At 66.8% G+C, this 17,702-nt stretch carries 13 protein-coding genes; 4 read left to right on the top strand and 9 right to left on the bottom strand.

The window, feature by feature from the left end; genetic code table 11:
* The first annotated feature begins 20 nt into the window (after positions 1-20).
* Positions 21-779: a hypothetical protein gene (locus AC5Y4N_RS16665; protein WP_499909914.1), complete on the top strand. Its 759-nt coding sequence runs from the start codon at positions 21-23 to the stop codon at positions 777-779.
* Between the two features lie 8 nt (positions 780-787).
* On the opposite strand, the gene AC5Y4N_RS16660 is transcribed toward AC5Y4N_RS16665, so the two are convergent.
* The 5 genes from AC5Y4N_RS16660 to lspA all read right to left on the bottom strand — a co-directional run bounded on the left by AC5Y4N_RS16660 (position 788) and on the right by lspA (position 8,081).
* Complete coding sequence (locus AC5Y4N_RS16660; RefSeq protein ID WP_499909912.1) at positions 788-1,864, bottom strand: GGDEF domain-containing protein; 1,077 nt, start codon at positions 1,862-1,864, stop codon at positions 788-790.
* 153 nt (positions 1,865-2,017) lie between these two features.
* Positions 2,018-5,545, bottom strand: coding sequence for a DNA polymerase III subunit alpha (gene dnaE / locus AC5Y4N_RS16655; protein ID WP_499909910.1), 3,528 nt, complete (start codon positions 5,543-5,545; stop codon positions 2,018-2,020).
* A 12-nt stretch (positions 5,546-5,557) separates the two neighbouring features.
* Positions 5,558-6,475 (bottom strand): EamA family transporter RarD, encoded by a 918-nt coding sequence (rarD, locus tag AC5Y4N_RS16650; protein WP_499909908.1) that lies wholly within the window; start codon positions 6,473-6,475, stop codon positions 5,558-5,560.
* The gene (locus tag AC5Y4N_RS16645; protein WP_499909906.1) at positions 6,472-7,395 is read right to left on the bottom strand and encodes an RluA family pseudouridine synthase; all 924 of its coding nucleotides are present in this window, start codon (positions 7,393-7,395) and stop codon (positions 6,472-6,474) included. The genes rarD and AC5Y4N_RS16645 overlap by 4 nt, the downstream gene beginning before the upstream one ends.
* Positions 7,395-8,081 carry a signal peptidase II gene (lspA, locus tag AC5Y4N_RS16640; protein WP_499909904.1) on the bottom strand — a complete coding sequence of 229 codons (687 nt, stop codon included), beginning with the start codon at positions 8,079-8,081 and terminating at the stop codon, positions 7,395-7,397. The genes AC5Y4N_RS16645 and lspA overlap by 1 nt, the downstream gene beginning before the upstream one ends.
* 42 nt (positions 8,082-8,123) lie before the next feature.
* Here lspA and AC5Y4N_RS16635 point away from each other — a divergent pair, with 42 nt between their 5' ends.
* Positions 8,124-9,062, top strand: coding sequence for an asparaginase (locus AC5Y4N_RS16635; RefSeq protein WP_499909902.1), 939 nt, complete (start codon positions 8,124-8,126; stop codon positions 9,060-9,062).
* Here AC5Y4N_RS16635 and AC5Y4N_RS16630 read toward each other — a convergent pair.
* From AC5Y4N_RS16630 to AC5Y4N_RS16620, 3 genes are all read right to left on the bottom strand, one after another.
* The gene (locus tag AC5Y4N_RS16630) at positions 9,027-10,397 is read right to left on the bottom strand and encodes a DNA polymerase IV (protein ID WP_499909900.1); all 1,371 of its coding nucleotides are present in this window, start codon (positions 10,395-10,397) and stop codon (positions 9,027-9,029) included. The two genes, AC5Y4N_RS16635 and AC5Y4N_RS16630, sit on opposite strands and share 36 nt — an antisense overlap.
* Before the next feature lie 98 nt (positions 10,398-10,495).
* Positions 10,496-13,630 carry an isoleucine--tRNA ligase gene (gene ileS / locus AC5Y4N_RS16625; protein WP_499909899.1) on the bottom strand — a complete coding sequence of 1,045 codons (3,135 nt, stop codon included), beginning with the start codon at positions 13,628-13,630 and terminating at the stop codon, positions 10,496-10,498.
* A gap of 244 nt (positions 13,631-13,874) precedes the next feature.
* Entirely contained in the window at positions 13,875-14,513 is a 639-nt protein-coding gene (locus AC5Y4N_RS16620) for a hypothetical protein (protein ID WP_499909897.1), read from the bottom strand.
* A gap of 135 nt (positions 14,514-14,648) precedes the next feature.
* Between AC5Y4N_RS16620 and AC5Y4N_RS16615 the strand changes: the two genes are divergently transcribed.
* Both AC5Y4N_RS16615 and AC5Y4N_RS16610 read left to right on the top strand, forming a co-directional pair.
* Positions 14,649-15,005, top strand: coding sequence for a helix-turn-helix domain-containing protein (locus AC5Y4N_RS16615; RefSeq protein WP_499909895.1), 357 nt, complete (start codon positions 14,649-14,651; stop codon positions 15,003-15,005).
* 54 nt (positions 15,006-15,059) lie between these two features.
* Positions 15,060-15,794, top strand: coding sequence for a hypothetical protein (locus AC5Y4N_RS16610; protein ID WP_499909894.1), 735 nt, complete (start codon positions 15,060-15,062; stop codon positions 15,792-15,794).
* A gap of 11 nt (positions 15,795-15,805) precedes the next feature.
* Here AC5Y4N_RS16610 and AC5Y4N_RS16605 read toward each other — a convergent pair whose 3' ends face one another.
* The gene (locus tag AC5Y4N_RS16605) at positions 15,806-17,545 is read right to left on the bottom strand and encodes an AMP-binding protein (protein WP_499909892.1); all 1,740 of its coding nucleotides are present in this window, start codon (positions 17,543-17,545) and stop codon (positions 15,806-15,808) included.
* Positions 17,546-17,702: the final 157 nt, after the last annotated feature.

Here is a 17,702-nt window from a genome sequence, read left to right as displayed (position 1 = left end):
ACGGGTAGCGTACGGCGGGGATGAGCGACGACAGCGGAAAACCGCAACGCCCAAGGGAAGACGTGGTGCGCAGGGCCGAACAGCTGGCCCGCGAGGCCGAACAGCGGCTGCCGGCGTGGCTTCGTCCCGGCAATCCGGAGAGCCGGTGGCCGGTGCTGGTGGCGCTGATCGCCGCGATCGCGATGCAGCGCGCGATCCCCGAGCGCTACACCGTGGTGCCGCGCTGGCCGCTGATCGCGATGGAGCTGCTGCTGGTCGTGGTGTTGCTGGTGATCAACCCCCGCCACCTCACCCGCTCGACCACGCTCGGCAGGACGGCAAGCGTGCTGCTGCTGGCGGCGATCACCATCGACAACACCGCCTCAGCGGTGGTACTGGACTACCACATTCTGTCGGGTGAGGTGAGCAACGATCCCGCCGTGCTGTTGGGCAGCGGCGCAGCGGTGTTCGTCACCAACATCATCGTGTTCGGTATCTGGTACTGGGAGATCGATCTCGGCGGCCCGTTCGCCCGGGCCGGAGTCACTGAGCGCAGTCCGAAGCGGTGCTATCCGGATTTCATGTTCCCGCAGACGGGAACGCGCGAGCTCGCATCGGCGGAATGGGAGCCGCGGTTCCTGGATTACCTCTACGTCAGCGTCACCAATGTGATGGCGTTCTCCCCCACGGACACAATGCCTTTGACGCATCGAGCGAAGGCGATGATGACGCTGCAGGCGCTTGTCGCGGTGTCGACGATCGCGCTGGTGTTCGCCCGCGCGGTGAACGTGCTGCGCTGAGTTCTGCGCTACAGAGGAGGCCCGCGGTGGTGGAAGTGGCGGTTGCCGCCGGCTGATTTGGCGGCATACATGGCGGCGTCGGCGTGTGCGATGAGTCGATCCAGCAGGGCGAGGCGGTTCTGGTGGTCCAGCGCTGCGAGCGGCACACTGGTGGTTCCCACGCTGGCTGTCACGTCGTGCGGTGTTTCTGCGACGGCCCGGCACAGCTTCGCTGCGGGCATCGCATCGTCGGACACCTCGGCGACCAAGAACTCCTCGCCGCCCGCCCGCGCGACGACGGCGGTCTTGCTGGTGTGCTGGGTGAGCGCATGACCGACGTCGATGAGCGCCTGATCCCCTGCGGAATGACCGTGGTGGTCGTTGAGCCGTTTGAAGTCGTCGAGGTCGATCATCGCGACGGTCAGGTAACTGCTTTGCGAGTCGGCCGACGCTTCGAGGAGCCGTCTGGCCTGGCGGTAGAAGCCGCGTCGATTCAGCAGCCCGGTCAGTGGGTCGCGGTCGGAGCCCAGGATGTCGGTGGCCATGACGTGTAGCAGTGTGTTCAGCGCTACGGGCGCCCCGATGCCGGCCAGCCCCAGCACCGCCGCCTCGCACAGCGCAAACACGACGTCGCCCCCGCCCTCGTACACCCGCCAGACCAGCACCCCCGCGACCGCGACGCTGACGGCGAAGTTGAAGCTCGTCGCCTTCGCGCAGTGCATCAGCGCGGCGTAGACACCCAACACGACGAAGGTGAAGCAGCCCGTCAGACCCGCCAGCGGGTCGGCTTGACTAAGGCACGCCGCCGCGATGCACACGATGCAGGCAGCGACGAAGATCCGCGATTGTGTGAGCGTCGGCCATCGCCACACCCACAACCCGGCGAGGCACACGCCGACGAGAGCGGCGGCGGCGGATGTGCCGCGTTGCCAGCCGGTCTGCGGCCCCAATTCGCTGGCGAGCATCGCCGCAGCGACCGCCGCGAACGTCAACGTGACCATGACGACGGCGCAGCGGGCCGCATCCTGCAGGTGCCGTTCGGCGAGGTAGCTGGTGAACCAGTCGAACCGGTCCTTTTGTCGCCACCACCAGCGCACCCACCGCATGAAAAACCGCCTCCGCAATCAGGACCACGCCTGACACGATGGTGGCCTGACGGGCGCAACTCCCATCGGTAGTTTGCCAGAGGGAGAGCGTTGTGCTTCCAGAGTTCAGAAACTGGTCACATCATCGGCGAGCCCGCTGGCCGTTCGACGGCCTCAGCTCAAGCACCCCGGTCCCAGCAGCGCCTTGAGATCGCCCATCAACGCAGAGGACGGGGTGACCCGCAATGACTGGTCGAGCTCGAGTGTGGTGATGCGGTCGCCGCTGACCAGCCTCAGATGCACCTGCGCGGTGCCCGGATGGCGGGCGAGCACCTGCTTGAGGGCAGTGACCTTGTCCAGTGTGCACTGTCGGGTGGGCAGGCTCACCGCCACCGGCCGGTTGGCCGCGGCGTTCGAGAAGTCCGGCACCACAAGGTCGTTGGCGATCAGGCAGATGCGGTCGTCCTGGATTTTCACCCGCGCGCTGACCAGCACCACCGCGTCGTCGACCACTTCTGCGCCGACGGTAGAGTACATGTGCGGGAAGAACATCACCTCGATGCCGCCCGTCAGATCCTCCAATTGTGCTGATGCCCAAGGCAATCCGTTCTTGTTGACCCGGCGGTTCACCGAGGCCAGGATTCCGCCGACGCGCACCTGCGTGTCGTTGGCGACATCGCCGTCGAGGATCGCGGGAATCTGCGTGTCCACCTGGGTGGCAAGGAGGTGGGCGACCCCATTGAGCGGATGCCCCGACACGTACAGACCCAGCATCTCGCGCTCGAGGGCAAGCTTGTGCTTGTCGTCCCATTCGTCGTCGGGAATCTTGATCGAGAACACCGCGTCGGAGCTCGAGTCGCCGCCGCCGAACAGGTCGAACTGACCCATCGCCTCGGCCTTCTTGGTGCCCAGCACCGAATCGACGGCATCGGTGTGAACCAGGAACAGGCCCTTGCGCGGATGACCGAGCGAATCGAACGCCCCTGCCTTGATCAGCGACTCGGTGACTTTCTTGTTGCAGGCCGCGATGTCGATCTTGTTGAGGTAGTCCGAGAAATCGGTGAACTTGCCCTTGTCGTTGCGGGCTCGGATGATCGAACTGACCACGTTGGCGCCGACGTTGCGCACCGCGCCCAGGCCGTAGCGGATGTCGTTGCCCACCGACGCGAAGTTCAGGCCCGACTCGTTGACGTCGGGTGGCAGCACCGTGATGCCCAGGCGGCGGCAGTCGGCCAGATACACCGCGGCCTTGTCTTTGTCGTCGCCGACGGACGTCAGCAGCCCCGCCATGTATTCGGCCGGATAGTTGGCCTTGAGGTATGCGGTCCAGTACGACACCATCGCGTAGCCGGCGGCGTGGCTCTTGTTGAACGCGTAGTCGGCGAACGGCAGCACCGTGTCCCACAGCGCCTTGATGGCTGCCGCGGAAAAGCCGTTGGCGCGCATGCCTTCTGCGAAGCCCTCGTACTCTTTGTCGAGTACCTCGCGCTTCTTCTTGCCCATGGCTTTGCGCAGAATGTCGGCTCGGGCCAGCGAGTACCCGGCGACCTTCTGCGCGATGCGCATGATCTGCTCCTGGTAGACGATCAAGCCGTACGTCTCGGCGAGAATGTCCTCCAGCGGCTCGGCCAGTTCCGGATGGATGGGTTTGACGGCCTGGCGGCCGTTCTTGCGGTCGGCGTAGTCGTTGTGGGCGTTCTGCCCCATCGGGCCCGGCCGATACAGCGCAATCACCGCGATGATGTCGTCGAACTTCGTCGGCTGCATGCGCCTCAGCAGGTCACGCATCGGGCCGCCGTCGAGCTGGAACACCCCCAGCGTGTCGCCGCGGCCCAGCAGTTCGTAGGTGGCCGGATCGTCGAGCGGTAACGACTGCAGATCGACGTCCACGCCGCGGTTGGCCCGGATGTTGTCGATCGCGTCGCCGATGATCGTCAGGTTGCGCAGCCCGAGGAAGTCCATCTTCAACAAGCCGATGTCTTCGCAGGACGGGTAGTCCCAGCCGGTGATCACGGCGCCGTCCTGTGGACGCTTCCACAGCGGGATCACGTCGAGCAGCGGCTCGGAACTCATGATCACCGCGCAGGCGTGCACGCCGGCGTTGCGGATCAGCCCCTCCAGACCCAGCGCGGTGTCGTAGATGGTCCGCACCTCGGGGTCGGTGTCGATCAGCCCGCGTACTTCGGCGGCTTCCTTGTACCGCTCATGGCTGGGGTCGGTGATGCCCGACAGCGGGATGTCTTTGGCCATGATCGGCGGCGGCAGCGCCTTGGTGATCCGGTCGGCGATCGAAAAGCCCGGTTGGCCGAAATGAATGCGGGCCGAATCTTTCAGGGCCGCTTTGGTTTTGATGGTGCCAAAGGTGATCACTTGGGCGACGCGGTCATGGCCGTACTTCTCGGTGGCGTACCGCAGCATCTCCGGGCGCCGGCGATCGTCGAAGTCGATGTCGATGTCGGGCATCGACGCGCGCTCCGGGTTGAGGAACCGCTCGAACAGCAGCCCGTGTTCGATCGGGTCGATGTCGGTGATGCCCAGCGCGTAGGCCACCAGCGACCCCGCGGCCGACCCACGGCCGGGCCCTACCCGGATCGCCACCGACTTGGCGTAGCTGACCAGGTCTGCGACGATCAGGAAGTACGACGGGAAGCCCTTGTCGCAGATGACCTTGATCTCGTAGGCGGCACGCTGTTCATAACCGTCGGGCGGCCCGTCGGGGAAGCGCCGTCGCAAGCCGGCGTTGACCTCGTGGCGCAGCCAGGACGCCTCGTCGTGGCCGTCGGGAACCTGGAACACCGGCATCCGGTTGCGCGGCTGCCACACCTGCTCGTAGGACTGCACCCGCTCGGCGATCAACAGGGTGGAGTCACAGGCGCCGGGCACCTCGGCGTCCCACAGCGCCCGCATCTCCGCTGCCGACTTGAGGTAGTAGCCGTCGCCGTCGAACTTGAAGCGCGTGGGGTCAGACAGCGTCTTGCCGGTTTGCACGCACAGCAGCGCCTCGTGGTTGTGGGCGGCGTCGCGGGTGACGTAGTGACAGTCGTTGGTGGCCAGCGGCGCGATCCCGAGCGTGCGGCCCAACTCGAGCAGCCCGTCGCGGACCCGACGCTCGATGGTCAGCCCGTGGTCCATGAGCTCGAGGAAGTAGTTGTCAGGGCCGAAGATCTCGCGCCACCGCGCCGCGGACTCCAGCGCCTCGCGGTGCTGGCCGAGCCGCAGCCGGGTCTGCACCTCGCCGGATGGGCAGCCGGTGGTGGCGATGATCCCGTCGGCGTGCTCGGCGATCAGCTCGGCGTCCATGCGGGCCCACTTGCCCAACTGGCCCTCGAACGACGCCAGCGACGACAGCTTGAACAGGTTGCGCAGACCGGTCGCGTTCTCGGCCACCATCGTGAGGTGGGTGTAGGACCCGCTGCCGGAGACGTCGTCGTCCTTCTGGCTGGGATCGCCCCAGGTGACGCGGCGGGTGTCGAACCGCGAGCCGGGCGCGACGTAGGCCTCGATGCCGATGATCGGCTTGATGCCCGCGGCGGTGGCCTTGGTGTAGAACTCGCTGGCGCCGAACATGTTTCCGTGGTCGGTCATGCCGATGGCGGGCATCTCCAGGCGCTGCGCTTCGGCCAGCATCGGCGCGATCTTCGCGGCACCGTCCAGCATCGAGTATTCGGTGTGGTTGTGCAGGTGCACGAACGAGCGGTCCATAGGCAGGCCAGTCTATGGCGGCCCACCGACGAGTTTCGGCGTGTCGTGCTCGTGTGTCTTGCGGCGTCCGCGGCGCAGGCCGTCGAGCGTGAGCACCGCGAGAGCCACCCAGATGAGGCCGAACCCGATCCAGCGGGCAGTCGGCATGGGCTCGTGGTTGATCAGCACCCCCCACGCCATCTGCAGGCCGGGGTTGAGGTACTGCAGCAGACCCAGCGTGATCAACGAGAGCCGCTGAGCGGCCGCGGCGAACATCAGCAGTGGGATCGCGGTCACCGGCCCGGACAGCATCATCAGCGCGGTGTGTCCGGTGCCGAATCCTGCGAAGTGGGCATGCCCGGCGGCCTGCAATGCGATCAGGTAGCCGCCGGCCAGCGGCAGCGCCAACAACGACTCGACGGCCACGCTCACGCGGGGGTCGACCGTCACGATTTTCTTCACCAGCCCGTACGAGCCAAACGACGTCGCCAGCGCCAGCGCGATCACCGGCACTCCGCCGACCTGTGCAGTCAGCACGCCAACCGCGGCGACCGCGATGACGAGCGCTGTGAGCTGCAGCGCGTGGATGCGTTCCCGCAAAACCAGCACCCCCAGCGCCACCGAGACCAGCGGATTGATGAAGTAGCCGAGCGCCGCGTCGACGACGTGGCCGTTGGTGACCGCGAAGATGTAGGTGCCCCAATTGATGCCGATCAATGCTGACGCTGCCGCGAGCAACAGCCAGGTTCGCCCGCTGAGTCTGCGCAACTCGCCGACCCTGCGCGCGCCGACCAGCACGACTAGCAAAAAGACCGCGGTCCACAGGTAGCGATGCGCCAAGATTTCCAGCGCCCCGGCGGGCAGCAACAGCGGGAAAAACCCCGGGAACAGGCCCCACCAGACGTAGGCGCCGACGCCCGAAACCAGCCCGGACCGATGCCTGTCGGTCACTGGCCGCGTAACAGGTCTAGGGTGTGCTGTAGGTCGTGTGGGTACGGGCTGGTGATCTCCATCCGGCGCCCGTCAGCGGGGTGGGTGAATGCCAGCGACCGCGCGTGCAGCCATTGTCGTTGCAGCCCAAGCTTTTTCGCCAATGTCGGGTCTGCGCCGTAGGTCAGGTCCCCGACGCAGGGATGGTGCAGTGCGGCGAAATGCACCCGGATCTGGTGTGTGCGTCCGGTTTCCAGGTGGATGTCGAGAAGGCTTGCCGCTCGGAACATCTCGAGCGTGTCGTAATGGGTGATGCTGTGCCGGCCTTGCTCGGTGACCGCGAACTTCCAGTCGTGACCGCGATGCCGGCCGATCGGCGCGTCGATGGTGCCGCTTGACGGATCCGGATGTCCTTGCACCAGAGCGTGATAGCGCTTGTCGACGGTGCGCTGCTTGAACGCGCGCTTGAGCACTGTGTACGCCCGCTCAGAGCGGGCCACCACCATGACGCCCGAGGTGCCGACGTCGAGACGGTGAACGATCCCCTGACGTTCATGAATGCCCGACGTGCTGATCCGGATACCGGCGGCGGCCAGTCCGCCGAGCACGGTCGGGCCGTGCCAGCCGACCGTCGCATGCGCAGCCACACCGGGCGGCTTGTCCACTGCGACGATGTCGTCGTCGGCGTAGAGCACGCTCATGCCGACCACTTCTTCGACCCGGTTCTCGGGCGCCGCGGGCTGCTCCGGTAACCGCACCTCCAACCATGCCCCGGCGGTCAGCCGGTCGGATTTGCCTGCGCGGGTGCCGTCGATGTCGACGGCGCCGTCCTCGGCCAGCGCGGCCGCGGCGGTGCGCGACAGTCCCAAAAGCCGTGCCAGCCCGGCGTCCACCCGCATTCCGGCCAGCCCCTCGGGTACTGGCATCGACCGCTCCGGCATCAGCGCGCTTCGTTTCCCGGCTCGCCCGACTCGTTCGGCTTGCGCCTCCCGACTTCACCCAATGCGTCGTTCGGCTTGCGCCTCCCGACCTCACCCGATGCGTCGTTCGCCTTGCGCCTCCCGACTTCACCCGATGCGTCGTTCGGCTTGCGCCTCCCGACGGTGTCGAAGTCATAGCCGAGCACCGACAGCGCCACCAACAGCACCGCCCCGCCGACCACCGACGCGTCGGCAACGTTGAACACCGGCCACCAGCCGATCGACAGGAAATCGACGACGTGCCCGCGCAGCGGCCCGGGCCACCGGAAGAACCGGTCGACCAAATTGCCAAGTGCGCCACCGAGAATCATGCCCAGCCCGAGCGCCCACCACGGCGACACCAACCGGCGCCCCATCCAGACGATGCCGATCACCACCACGGTCGCGATCAACGTCAGAATCCACGTGTACCCGGTCGCCATCGAGAACGCCGCGCCCGAATTCCGCACCAGCGTCCACGTCACCGTGTCGCCGATGATCGACACCGGCTGACCCGGGTTCAGCCAGTGCACGGCGAGCACCTTGGTGACAACGTCGACGGCGAGGATCACCGCGGCGACCGACACCAGCAACCGGACCTGTCGGCGCGGCCGCGGCGCGGCACCCTCGGTTGCCGTCGCCGGTTCGCCCGCGGACTCGTCACTCACGTCTCTCATCATCCCAAAGCCCGACTGGGGCATGATTCGGCCATGAGCCGCGTCGCCCTCGTCACCACCGGCGGCACCATCGCATCGGTCGCCGACGCCCGCGGGATCCTGCAGCCGGTGCGCAGCGGAGCGGAACTGCTGTGCGGGGCCGGCGGCCAGCACGTGGACGTCGTCGACGTGATGGCAAAAGACAGTTCGCAGTTGACCGTTGCGGATTGGGACCGGATCGGCGCCGCCATCCGCCGCGCCGTCGACGACGGTGCTGACGGCGTCGTCGTCACCCACGGCACCGACACGATGGAAGAGACCGCGCTGTGGTTGGAGCTGACGTACGACGGCGCGGCCCCGGTGGTGCTCACCGGGGCCGCCAAAAGCGCCGACCACCCGCAGGCGGACGGCCCGGGCAATTTGCGTGACGCGATCGCGCTGGCCACCAGCCCTGATGCGCGCGGTCTCGGCGTGCTGGTGTGCCTGAGCGGCGCCGTCCTGGCCCCGCTCGGAACGCGGAAAGTGGGCAGCGGGCCGTGGGCGGGTTTCGACGGTCCGGCCGTCGGCGCGATCGCCGACGGCCGGCTGCAGCTGCACGCAATCAAGGAGCGGCCGTTTGTGGGCGCCGTCGCCGCCGAGTCTGCGCCGCGTGTTGACGTGGTGGCCTGCTACCTGGGCGCCGACGCAGTCGCGCTCGACGCCTGCGTGGCCGCCGGCGCGCGCGGCGTGGTGCTCGAGGCACTCGGCGCCGGCAATGTCGGCGACGCCGTCGTCGACGCCGTCGCCCGCCACTGCGCAGCAGGCGTCACGGTCGCGGTGTCGACCCGGGTACCGTTCGGCGGCGTCAGCGCCCGGTACGGGCCCGGACTGAAGCTGGTGGAAGCGGGCGCATTCGAGATGCCGCGGCTGCGGCCTCCTCAGGCGCGGGTGCTGCTGATGGCCGCGCTGGCCGCCGGGTCACCCGTCGGTGAAGTCGTCGCCCGCTGGGGCTGACTCGTCGGCAAGGGCGTTGACGAATTCCGGCCAGTCCAGACTGTCGACGGGATTCGCGCGCCTCAGCTCGGGATCGTGGGCGGGCAATGTGCGGGCGGCGCCTGGACCGCTGGCGCGGGTTTCGAACCGAACCGTCACCACGCCGTGTCCGGATCCCTGCACCCAGCCGTGCCCCCACCGTGTGTGGTGGACGTCGTCGCCGACGCGCCACCCGCCGGCCGTGGTGGCCGGTGTGCCGGCCGAGCGGGTGTCCGTCGGCGCGTCCCACGCATCGAGGTCCGGGAACAACGGCTCCTGCTGCACCTCCGACAACCCCGAAAAGCCAACGCCCACAAGGCGGATGGGGCCGACGTCGACTGGATCGAGAAGGAGCCGACGCGCTGCGGCGATCAACGTGGTGGCGTCTGTTGTGGCGTACGGCAGAGTCAGCGACCGAGTCAGCGTGCTCATGTCGGAACGCTTCAGCTTGACCGTCACGGTGCGGGCACCTCGGCCGTCTTTGAGCAGCCGCCGATGCGCATGCTCGCCGATCGGGCCCGCCGCCTGCTGCAACTGCTCCAGGGTCGTCAGGTCGGCCGGGAACGTCGACTCGGCGCTGATCTGCTTGGCCTCCGCGCGTTCGGCGACGGGACGCTCGTCGATGCCGCGGGCCAGCTTGTGCAGCGCGGGGCCCACCGTCGCACCCAGGACGTCGGCAACTTCTGTCTCAGTGAGATCGGCGAACTGGCCGATGGTCTGGATGCCGAGCCGGTGCAGCTTCTCCTCCGCGACGGGGCCGATCCCCCACAGCTTGCGCACCGGAAGCCCACCGAGCAGCGCACGTTCCTGGTCGCGCGGGATCGCCCGCACACCGTCGGGCTTGGCCAGCCCCGAGGCGATCTTCGCGACCTGCTTCCCGGAACCTGCGCCCACCGACGCGACAAGCCCGGTCGCCTCCCGCACGCGGCCGCGAAGTTCCTCGCAGAAGCGCTCCACGTCGGCGGCGGACGCGCCGGCGAGTTCGGCCGGTTCACCGAACGCTTCGTCGTGCGAAAGCTGTTCCAGCACAGGCATGATCGCGCGTACCGTGTCGAACACGCGACGACTCGCCACCCCATAGACCACACCGCGCGGCGGCAGCACCACCGCATGGATGCCGACCAGACGCCTAGCTTGGTGCATCGGCATCGCGGAGCGCGCGCCGAACACGCGGGCCTCGTAACTGGCGCCGGCGACGACGCCCCGTCCGCCGAGCCCCCCGACCAGCACGGGCCGTCCCCGCAGCGTGGGCCGGGTGAGCTGCTCGACCGAGGCGAAGAACGCGTCCATGTCGATGTGGAGCACCCACCGGCTCATGCGAGTCATGCTATGGAGACATCTCTGCCGCCGAGTGTTGGGTTGATCCACGCCGAACGTCGAAAAGCGTGATCGAGTCCACACTCGGCGAGCGGATGTCAGGCCTTCGCGATGGCCACCCGCACTCCGTCGCCGATTTCGACGCCGTCGCTGAGCTCGCCGAAATCGAAACGGGTAGCGAGGATTTCGCGCGCGATCAGCTCGCGGTGGGTGCTGGCCCAGTCGGCGCGTTCCTTTGGAACCGCCATGACAACGGTGATGCGGTCGGACACCTCCAGGCCGGTCGATTTGCGCAATTCCTGCAGCTCACGGATGCGGTCCTTGGCCCAGCCCTCTGCCTCGAGTTCCGGGGTGACGGTGCCGTCGAGCACCACCAGGCCAACTCCGTCGGGCAGCGCCGCCGTCGAGGTTGGGTCCGCCGCCACCAGCCGCGACGAGAACTCCTCGGGCCTCAGCACCGCGGGCCCCGCCGTCAGCGTGCCGTCCGAGTTGACGACGGCCTCGCCAGCCTTGACGGCCTTGATCGCCGCCTGCACGTCCTTACCGAGCCGCGGGCCGGCCACGCGGGCGTTCACGGTCAGCTCGAAACGCCCATGTGTCGCGATGTCGTCGGTGAGTTCGACGCTCTTGACGTTGAGCTCGTCGGCTATCAGGCCGACGAACGGCTGTAACCGCTGTGGATCATCAACGGCCACAGTCAGTTTGGGCAGCGGCAGGCGAACGCGAAGCTTCTTGGCCTTGCGCAGCGACGACCCTGCCGAGCACACGTCACGCACCAAATCCATGTCGGCGACCAGATCAGGGTCGGCGGGCAGCTCCCCTTCGGCGGGCCAGTCGGTCAAATGCACGGACCGCTCCCCCGTGACGCCGCGCCAGATCACCTCGGTGGTCAGCGGCAGCAGCGGAGCGGCCAGCCGCGCGGTCACCTCCAGCACGGTGTGCAACGTGTCGATCGCGTCGGGTTCCTCGTCCCAGAACCGTTGCCGCGACCGCCGCACGTACCAGTTCGTCAGCGCCTCGGTGAACAACCGCAACTGTTCGCATGCGCCGGAGATGTCGCAGATGTCGAGCGCGGCCGTCAGGTCCTCGCGCAACTGGGCGAGCTTCGCCAAGATGTACCGGTCCAGCACATGTGTCGAATTCGTCCGCCATTCAGCCACTTTCGGCGCATACAACGCCAGGAAGCTGTACGCGTTCCACAGCGGCAGCAGCACTTGCCGAGCGCCGTCGCGGATCCCCTGCTCGGTGACAATCAGGTTGCCGCCCCGCAGAATCGGCGACGCCATCAGGAACCACCGCATCGCGTCGGAGCCGTCGCGGTCGAACACCTCGTTGACGTCGGGATAATTGCGCAGCGACTTGCTCATCTTCTGCCCGTCGTTGCCCAGCACAATCCCGTGCGCCACGCAGGTGGTGAACGCGGGCCGGTCGAACAGCGCAGTGGCCAGCACGTGCAACGTATAGAACCAGCCGCGGGTCTGGCCGATGTACTCGACGATGAAGTCGGCCGGGAAGTGGCTTTCGAACCACTCGGCATTCTCGAACGGGTAGTGCACCTGCCCGTATGACATCGAGCCGGAATCGAACCAGACGTCGAAGACGTCCGGAATGCGGCGCATGGTGGACTGGCCGGTCGGGTCGTCCGGGTTCGGCCGCGTCAGCTCGTCGATGTAGGGCCGGTGCAGGTTGTCCGGACGCACACCGAAGTCACGCTCGAGTTCGTCGAGGCTGCCGTAGACGTCGATACGCGGGTAGGCGGGGTCGTCGGATCTCCACACCGGAATCGGCGTGCCCCAGTAGCGGTTTCGGGAAATGGACCAGTCGCGGGCACCTTCGAGCCACTTGCCGAACTGCCCGTCCTTGACGTGCTCGGGATGCCAGGTGATCTGCTGGTTGAGCTCCACCATGCGGTCGCGGAACGCGCTGACCCTGATGAACCACGACGACACCGCCCGGTAGATCAGCGGGTTGCGGCATCGCCAGCAGTGCGGATAGGAGTGCTCGTAGGTTTCGTGGCGCAGCAGCACCGCACCGTTGACGGCCGCGGCGCCGGTGCCGTTCTTCAGGTCGCGGATGATTCTCGGATTCGCTTCGAACACATGAAGATTCGCGTAGTCGGGCACGGTGTCGTCGAAGCGGCCCTTGGAGTCGACGGGAGTGACGGGCACGATGCCGGCTGCATCGGCGGTGACCATGTCGTCTTCGCCGTACGCCGGTGACATGTGCACGATCCCGGTGCCGTCTTCAGTGGACACGAACTGGCCGCCCAACACTTGAAAGCTGTTGGGCGCGTCCAGGAAGTACGGAAACGGCGGCAGATAGCGCACGCCGAGCAGGTCGGCGCCGCGGTAGGTGCCGACGATCTCCGGCTCCGCCCCGAGTTCCCGCGCGTAGGCGGCCAGGCGCGCCTTGGCCAGCAGATAGCGCCGCTCGCCGACGTCGACGAGCACATACTCGATGTCGGGGTGCACCGCGACAGCCTGGTTCGACGGCAGCGTCCACGGCGTGGTCGTCCAGATCAACAGGTAGGCGCCGTCGAGCTCGCCACCGTCGACGATCTTGAACCCGACGGTCAGCGCCGGGTCCTGCCGGCTCTGGTACACGTCGTCGTCCATGCGCAGCTCGTGGTTGGACAGCGGAGTCTCGTCGCGCCAGCAATACGGCAGCACCCGATAGCCTTCGTACGCCAGGCCCTTGTCCCAGAGCTGCTTGAACGCCCAGATCACCGACTCCATGAAGGTCAGATCCAGCGTCTTGTAGTCGTTGTCGAAGTCCACCCAGCGCGCCTGCCGGGTGACGTACTCGCGCCATTCGTCGGTGTAGCGCAGCACCGACTCACGGCAGGCGTCGTTGAACTCGGCGATGCCCATCGCGTCGATCTGCGACTTGTCGGTGATGCCGAGCTGTCGCTCGACCTCGAGTTCAGCCGGTAACCCGTGGGTGTCCCAGCCGAATCGGCGGTCGACTTTGTAGCCGCGCATCGTGCGGTAGCGCGGCACGATGTCTTTGACATAACCGGTGAGCAGGTGGCCGTAGTGCGGCAGGCCGTTGGCGAAAGGGGGCCCGTCGTAGAAGACGTACTCGGGTGCGCCGTCGCGGCGCGCGATGCTGGCGCGGAATGTGTCGTCGGCCGCCCAGTAGTCGAGGACCTGCTTTTCGAGCGCCGGGAAATCGGGCGACCCGCCGCGTTGGTCAGCGCCGAGTTCGGTACGCGGATAAGCGGATTGGCTCACGGGTGCGTGTTCTCCTGTGCCCGATGGTCGATCGTTAGGCACGGGGACGACGACGCGCCGGTGCGCGAGCGCCGCGGTACCACCCCGCTTGCCACGTTGAGGTGTGGCCGCTTCGTTGTGGGCTGTGACGGGCCTACCCGTTCGGTTCTACTGGGCCGGTTGGGCTGTTCTTCCGAAGGCTCCCCGGTGATGGCCGGTTCGACGCCGTTGGACCGATTCTACCGAGCCGGCTGATCCGCGCAGTTCAGGCCATGGCCAGCTGGCTGTCCTGGTGAAGTGGCGGCGTCGCTTCCGATGTCAACTCGATCAGTGCCAGCGGGAACTGCTCGGCGAGCTCTTCGACTGTTGCTGCGTCCAGCCGGCGACTGTCGTACCACCAATCCATCTGCAGCACATCGCTGCTGCGGTACACCCGAAGCGCCAGCGTGTGACCGGTGTCGGAAAGGGTCTCGGCGGGCGGCAGCTCGGCGAACGACGATTCGGCCGCGGCACCGACGTTCGCAAAGCCCACGTTGGAGAAGAAGACCGCGGCCCGCGGCGCGATCCGGCGCGACGCTCCCGCGAGCGAGCGCTGAACACTTTGCAGCAGCTTGGTGGCGTCCAGCTCCCGGTCGGCCGGGCAGGCCAGGGCGATCGAGGAACCGTGGCCGAAGACGTCGACGCCCACCTCGCCGTCTCCGAACGTTCTGGCGATGGCGCGGCCCAACGCCGCGATCAGTAGCTCGTCGGTTCTCAGGCCGAGATAGCTCTGGGCCTCGTCGAGCTCTGCCGTCACCATGCTGGTCAACGGAGCGGAAAGTTTTGCCAGGTTCTCGGGGCGGGCCGCGCCAGCAACGTCGTGATCGACGATCTGCAAAGAGCTGTCGACGGAGATCTCAGACATGGGGCTTACCGTACGCCACTGTCCCAATTTTGGGAGTCCTGTGCCAGAAGTCCAACGGCAACGTCAATAACGAGAACACCGTCCGAAGTTTGCTGGGGGCTGCCCAAACGGGGCCCAAGCGTCTATCGTGAGGGAGTGCCACGGACAGACGAGAACGGCAGGCAATTGAAGGCCCTGCTCAGCTACCTGCTCGACGGGGATGTCGATGCCAAGGAGATCTACGACGCGCTCGGCATCTCCAGCAGCACCTACTACCGGCGGATCAAGGAGGACGACTATCCCGACGCCGAGGAGCTGCGCCGCGTGGCCGACAGGTTCCACCTCAGCTACCCAGATCTGCAGATCAGGTTCGGGTTGATGAGCCATGACGAGGTAGCCAGCTACCTCCAATCCACTCCTTTCCACGTTGCCACCGTGCGACAGGCGCCCCCCACTCAGCGCCGCCCGAAGCTGTCTGAATTGAAACCGCGCGCCGATGCACCCCCGCTGTAGCGCCGGTTAGCTGTAGCATTTGCTGACACTGGCCCGGCACAAAGGCAAGAGCCCATGGCATTAGCAACGCTCATCACGATCACGCTGGCGTGCATTTCGTGGAGCCTGTGGATTCGTCGCCTCACCTGGTCATGCCGCTGGGAGGTCGCGGCAACCCTCAACATCGCGTTGCAGGGCCTCGCCGTGCTACTGATGTCTCCGCTGGCCTCGGCCACCCTCGGCCATGCGCTCCACGCGCTGACCGGCAAGTGGAACCTCGAGGACTACATCGGCCACGACTGCTACATCGTCGCGGCATCGGCCATCGTCTACAACGCCCTGGGGCGGCTCCAAGACGACGACGCCATGCAGGCCTCGTTCAAGCAGTACGTCGAGCGCCCGGCCACGCTGTGCATCCCGCTGCTGCTGGCCACGTTCTCCATAGGCAACGGTGCCGCGATCTACCGGGCCGACTTCTTCGAGGTGCCCACCGATTTCTGGCTCGACACCTATTGGCTGCTGCTGTGCGGCACGCTGATCTATCTGCTCGCATACGGCTCGCGGGCGCTCTTGGTGCTGCGTAAGGATCCGCGCTCCCGGCGCATCGCCAACGTGTACCTCGCCGCGTCGGCCAGCGGCATCCTGGCCTGCCTCGTGCGCATCATCACCGCGTACGTGACGCCGCTTCAATCCATCGAAGGCGGCACGCTGGTGTGGTTCTTCGCGTGCATCTGCGGCGCCGGCTTCGCGTTGGCGTCGGCGCACTCGTGGCGCATCAAGACGAAGTGGTTCACCAGCGCGTCGCGCTGAGGGCAAACAGGCTATGCGTCCAGGCGCTCGAACTGACCGTGCCGGTAATGCTCGACGCAGGTGGCCCGCCGCACCTTGCCGCTGGTGGTGATCGGAATCGAGCCCGGCGCCACGAGGACCAGATCCGCGACGGCAAGGCCGTGGGAGTTCGAGATCGCCGACGTGACTTCCCGCTTGATCGAGTCGAGCTGCTCGGCGACCTGATCGGGTGTCTCCCCTCGCTTCTTGGCCTCGATGATCACGACGAGCTTTTCGGTGTGACTGTCGGGGACCGCGATCGCCGCGCAGCGGCCGCGGGTGATCTCCTGGATGGTCGCCTCGATGTCGTCCGGAGAGTGGTTGCGGCCGTAGACAATTAACAGGTCTTTGATCCGGCCGATGACGAACAACTCGTCTTCGAAGATGAAACCCGAGTCGCCGGTGCGCAGCCACGGACCCTCCGGGGTGCCGGCCGACGGAGCGACGATGTTCCCGCGGAAGGTGTTCTCGGTCTCCTGCGGCTTGCCCCAGTAGCCCAAGGCGACGTTGTCGCCGTACACCCAGATTTCGCCGACGGTTCCGGCCGCACACTCGGTGTGCTTGTCCGGATCGACGATGCGGACCATCGGCGAGCGCGGCACCCCGTAGCTGACAAGCGGTGTGCCACCGCTGTTTTCGCTGCGCTGGGCGTTGCCGGCGGTCAGCTTCTCGGTGTCGAACCGCACGATGGCCGGTGGCTGGGTGGCGTCGCGCGTGGCGACATACACCGTCGCCTCAGCCAGACCGTACGACGGCCGGATCGCGGCCTCGGGCAGGTTGAAGCGGGAGAACCGCTGAGTGAAACGCCGAAGCGTGGCCGGGTGTACCCGCTCACTGCCGGTGGCGATGACGAGCACGTCGCTCAGGTCGAGGCCGGCCATGTCGTCGTCGGAGGTCTTCTTGGCCGCGAGCTCGAACGCGAAGTTCGGTGCGGCCGTGTAGGCCTTGCTGTTGCGGGCGAGCAGTTGAATCCATCGCGCCGGCCTCTGCAAGAAGGCCACCGGGCTGGTGAGCACCGCGTGAATTCCGGAGAGCACTGGCCCGCAGACTCCCAAATACAAACCCATGTCGTGGTAGAACGGCAGCCACGACACAATGGTGGTATCCGGCGGCGCAATTTTTCCGTAATGGCCGAAGTAGTCGGACATCACTTGCTCGAAATTCGCCAGCACATTTCTGTGCGACATCATGACGCCGGCGGGCGAACGGGTGGACCCGGAGGTGTACTGCAAATAGGCGGTCTCCGGGTAGTCAGCTCTGCGGGAACTCGACCCTGGCGGCCCGTCGAGATCTAGCAAATCCACCTCGATGACCGCCGGAACGGATTGACCGCCTTGCGCCTTGAGGTGTTCGGTGACGATTCCCGCGACTGACGACGTGGTGAGCACCACCGATGGCGACGCGTCCTGCATCACGGAGTCGACACGGTCGTCAGCGGCGCCGCCCAGCGGAACGGCGAGCGGAACCGCGATCTGGCCGGCCTGCAGCGCACCGAAGAACGAAACGATGTACTCCAAGCCCTGAGGTGCCAGGATCAGCACCCTGTCACCAGGCGATCCGTGCTCGTCGAGCGCCCGCGCCACGTTCAGCACACGCCGATACAGCTGCGACCAGGTCAGGGTTTGGGCAACGCCTTCCCAGTCCTGGTCGTAGTCGATGTACGTGAACGCCTTCTCGTTGGGCTGCAGACTGGCGCGCTCGCGCAGCACGTCAGTAAGGGAAGTCTGTGTCACGCGTATCAGGTTACAGTGGGCGTTGCCGGCGCACTCGGGAACCGGCAGCAAAGTCGAGTTGGCTACCTTGTTGCGGTCACCCCAGCGCCCAGGACGTCCTGGGTGCGTACGCGGCGGCATGGGAGCAGCCGCGGTTCGGGCGGCGTCCCGCCGATCG

This window comes from Mycobacterium sp. NGS19, assembly GCF_059813155.1.
The sequence above is the reverse complement of the archived record's forward strand: the minus strand, read 5'-3'. Positions and strand labels throughout refer to the sequence as shown.

Coding starts and splice junctions, on each gene's coding strand:
- AC5Y4N_RS16660 (WP_499909912.1), bottom strand. CDS start 1,864: ATGCGGTGGGTGCGCTGGTGGTGGCGACAAAAGGACCGGTTCGACTGG.
- AC5Y4N_RS16620 (WP_499909897.1), bottom strand. CDS start 14,513: ATGTCTGAGATCTCCGTCGACAGCTCTTTGCAGATCGTCGATCACGAC.
- AC5Y4N_RS16630 (WP_499909900.1), bottom strand. CDS start 10,397: ATGAGCCGGTGGGTGCTCCACATCGACATGGACGCGTTCTTCGCCTCG.
- AC5Y4N_RS16635 (WP_499909902.1), top strand. CDS start 8,124: ATGAGCCGCGTCGCCCTCGTCACCACCGGCGGCACCATCGCATCGGTC.
- AC5Y4N_RS16645 (WP_499909906.1), bottom strand. CDS start 7,395: ATGCCGGAGCGGTCGATGCCAGTACCCGAGGGGCTGGCCGGAATGCGG.
- AC5Y4N_RS16665 (WP_499909914.1), top strand. CDS start 21: ATGAGCGACGACAGCGGAAAACCGCAACGCCCAAGGGAAGACGTGGTG.
- AC5Y4N_RS16610 (WP_499909894.1), top strand. CDS start 15,060: ATGGCATTAGCAACGCTCATCACGATCACGCTGGCGTGCATTTCGTGG.
- dnaE (WP_499909910.1), bottom strand. CDS start 5,545: ATGGACCGCTCGTTCGTGCACCTGCACAACCACACCGAATACTCGATG.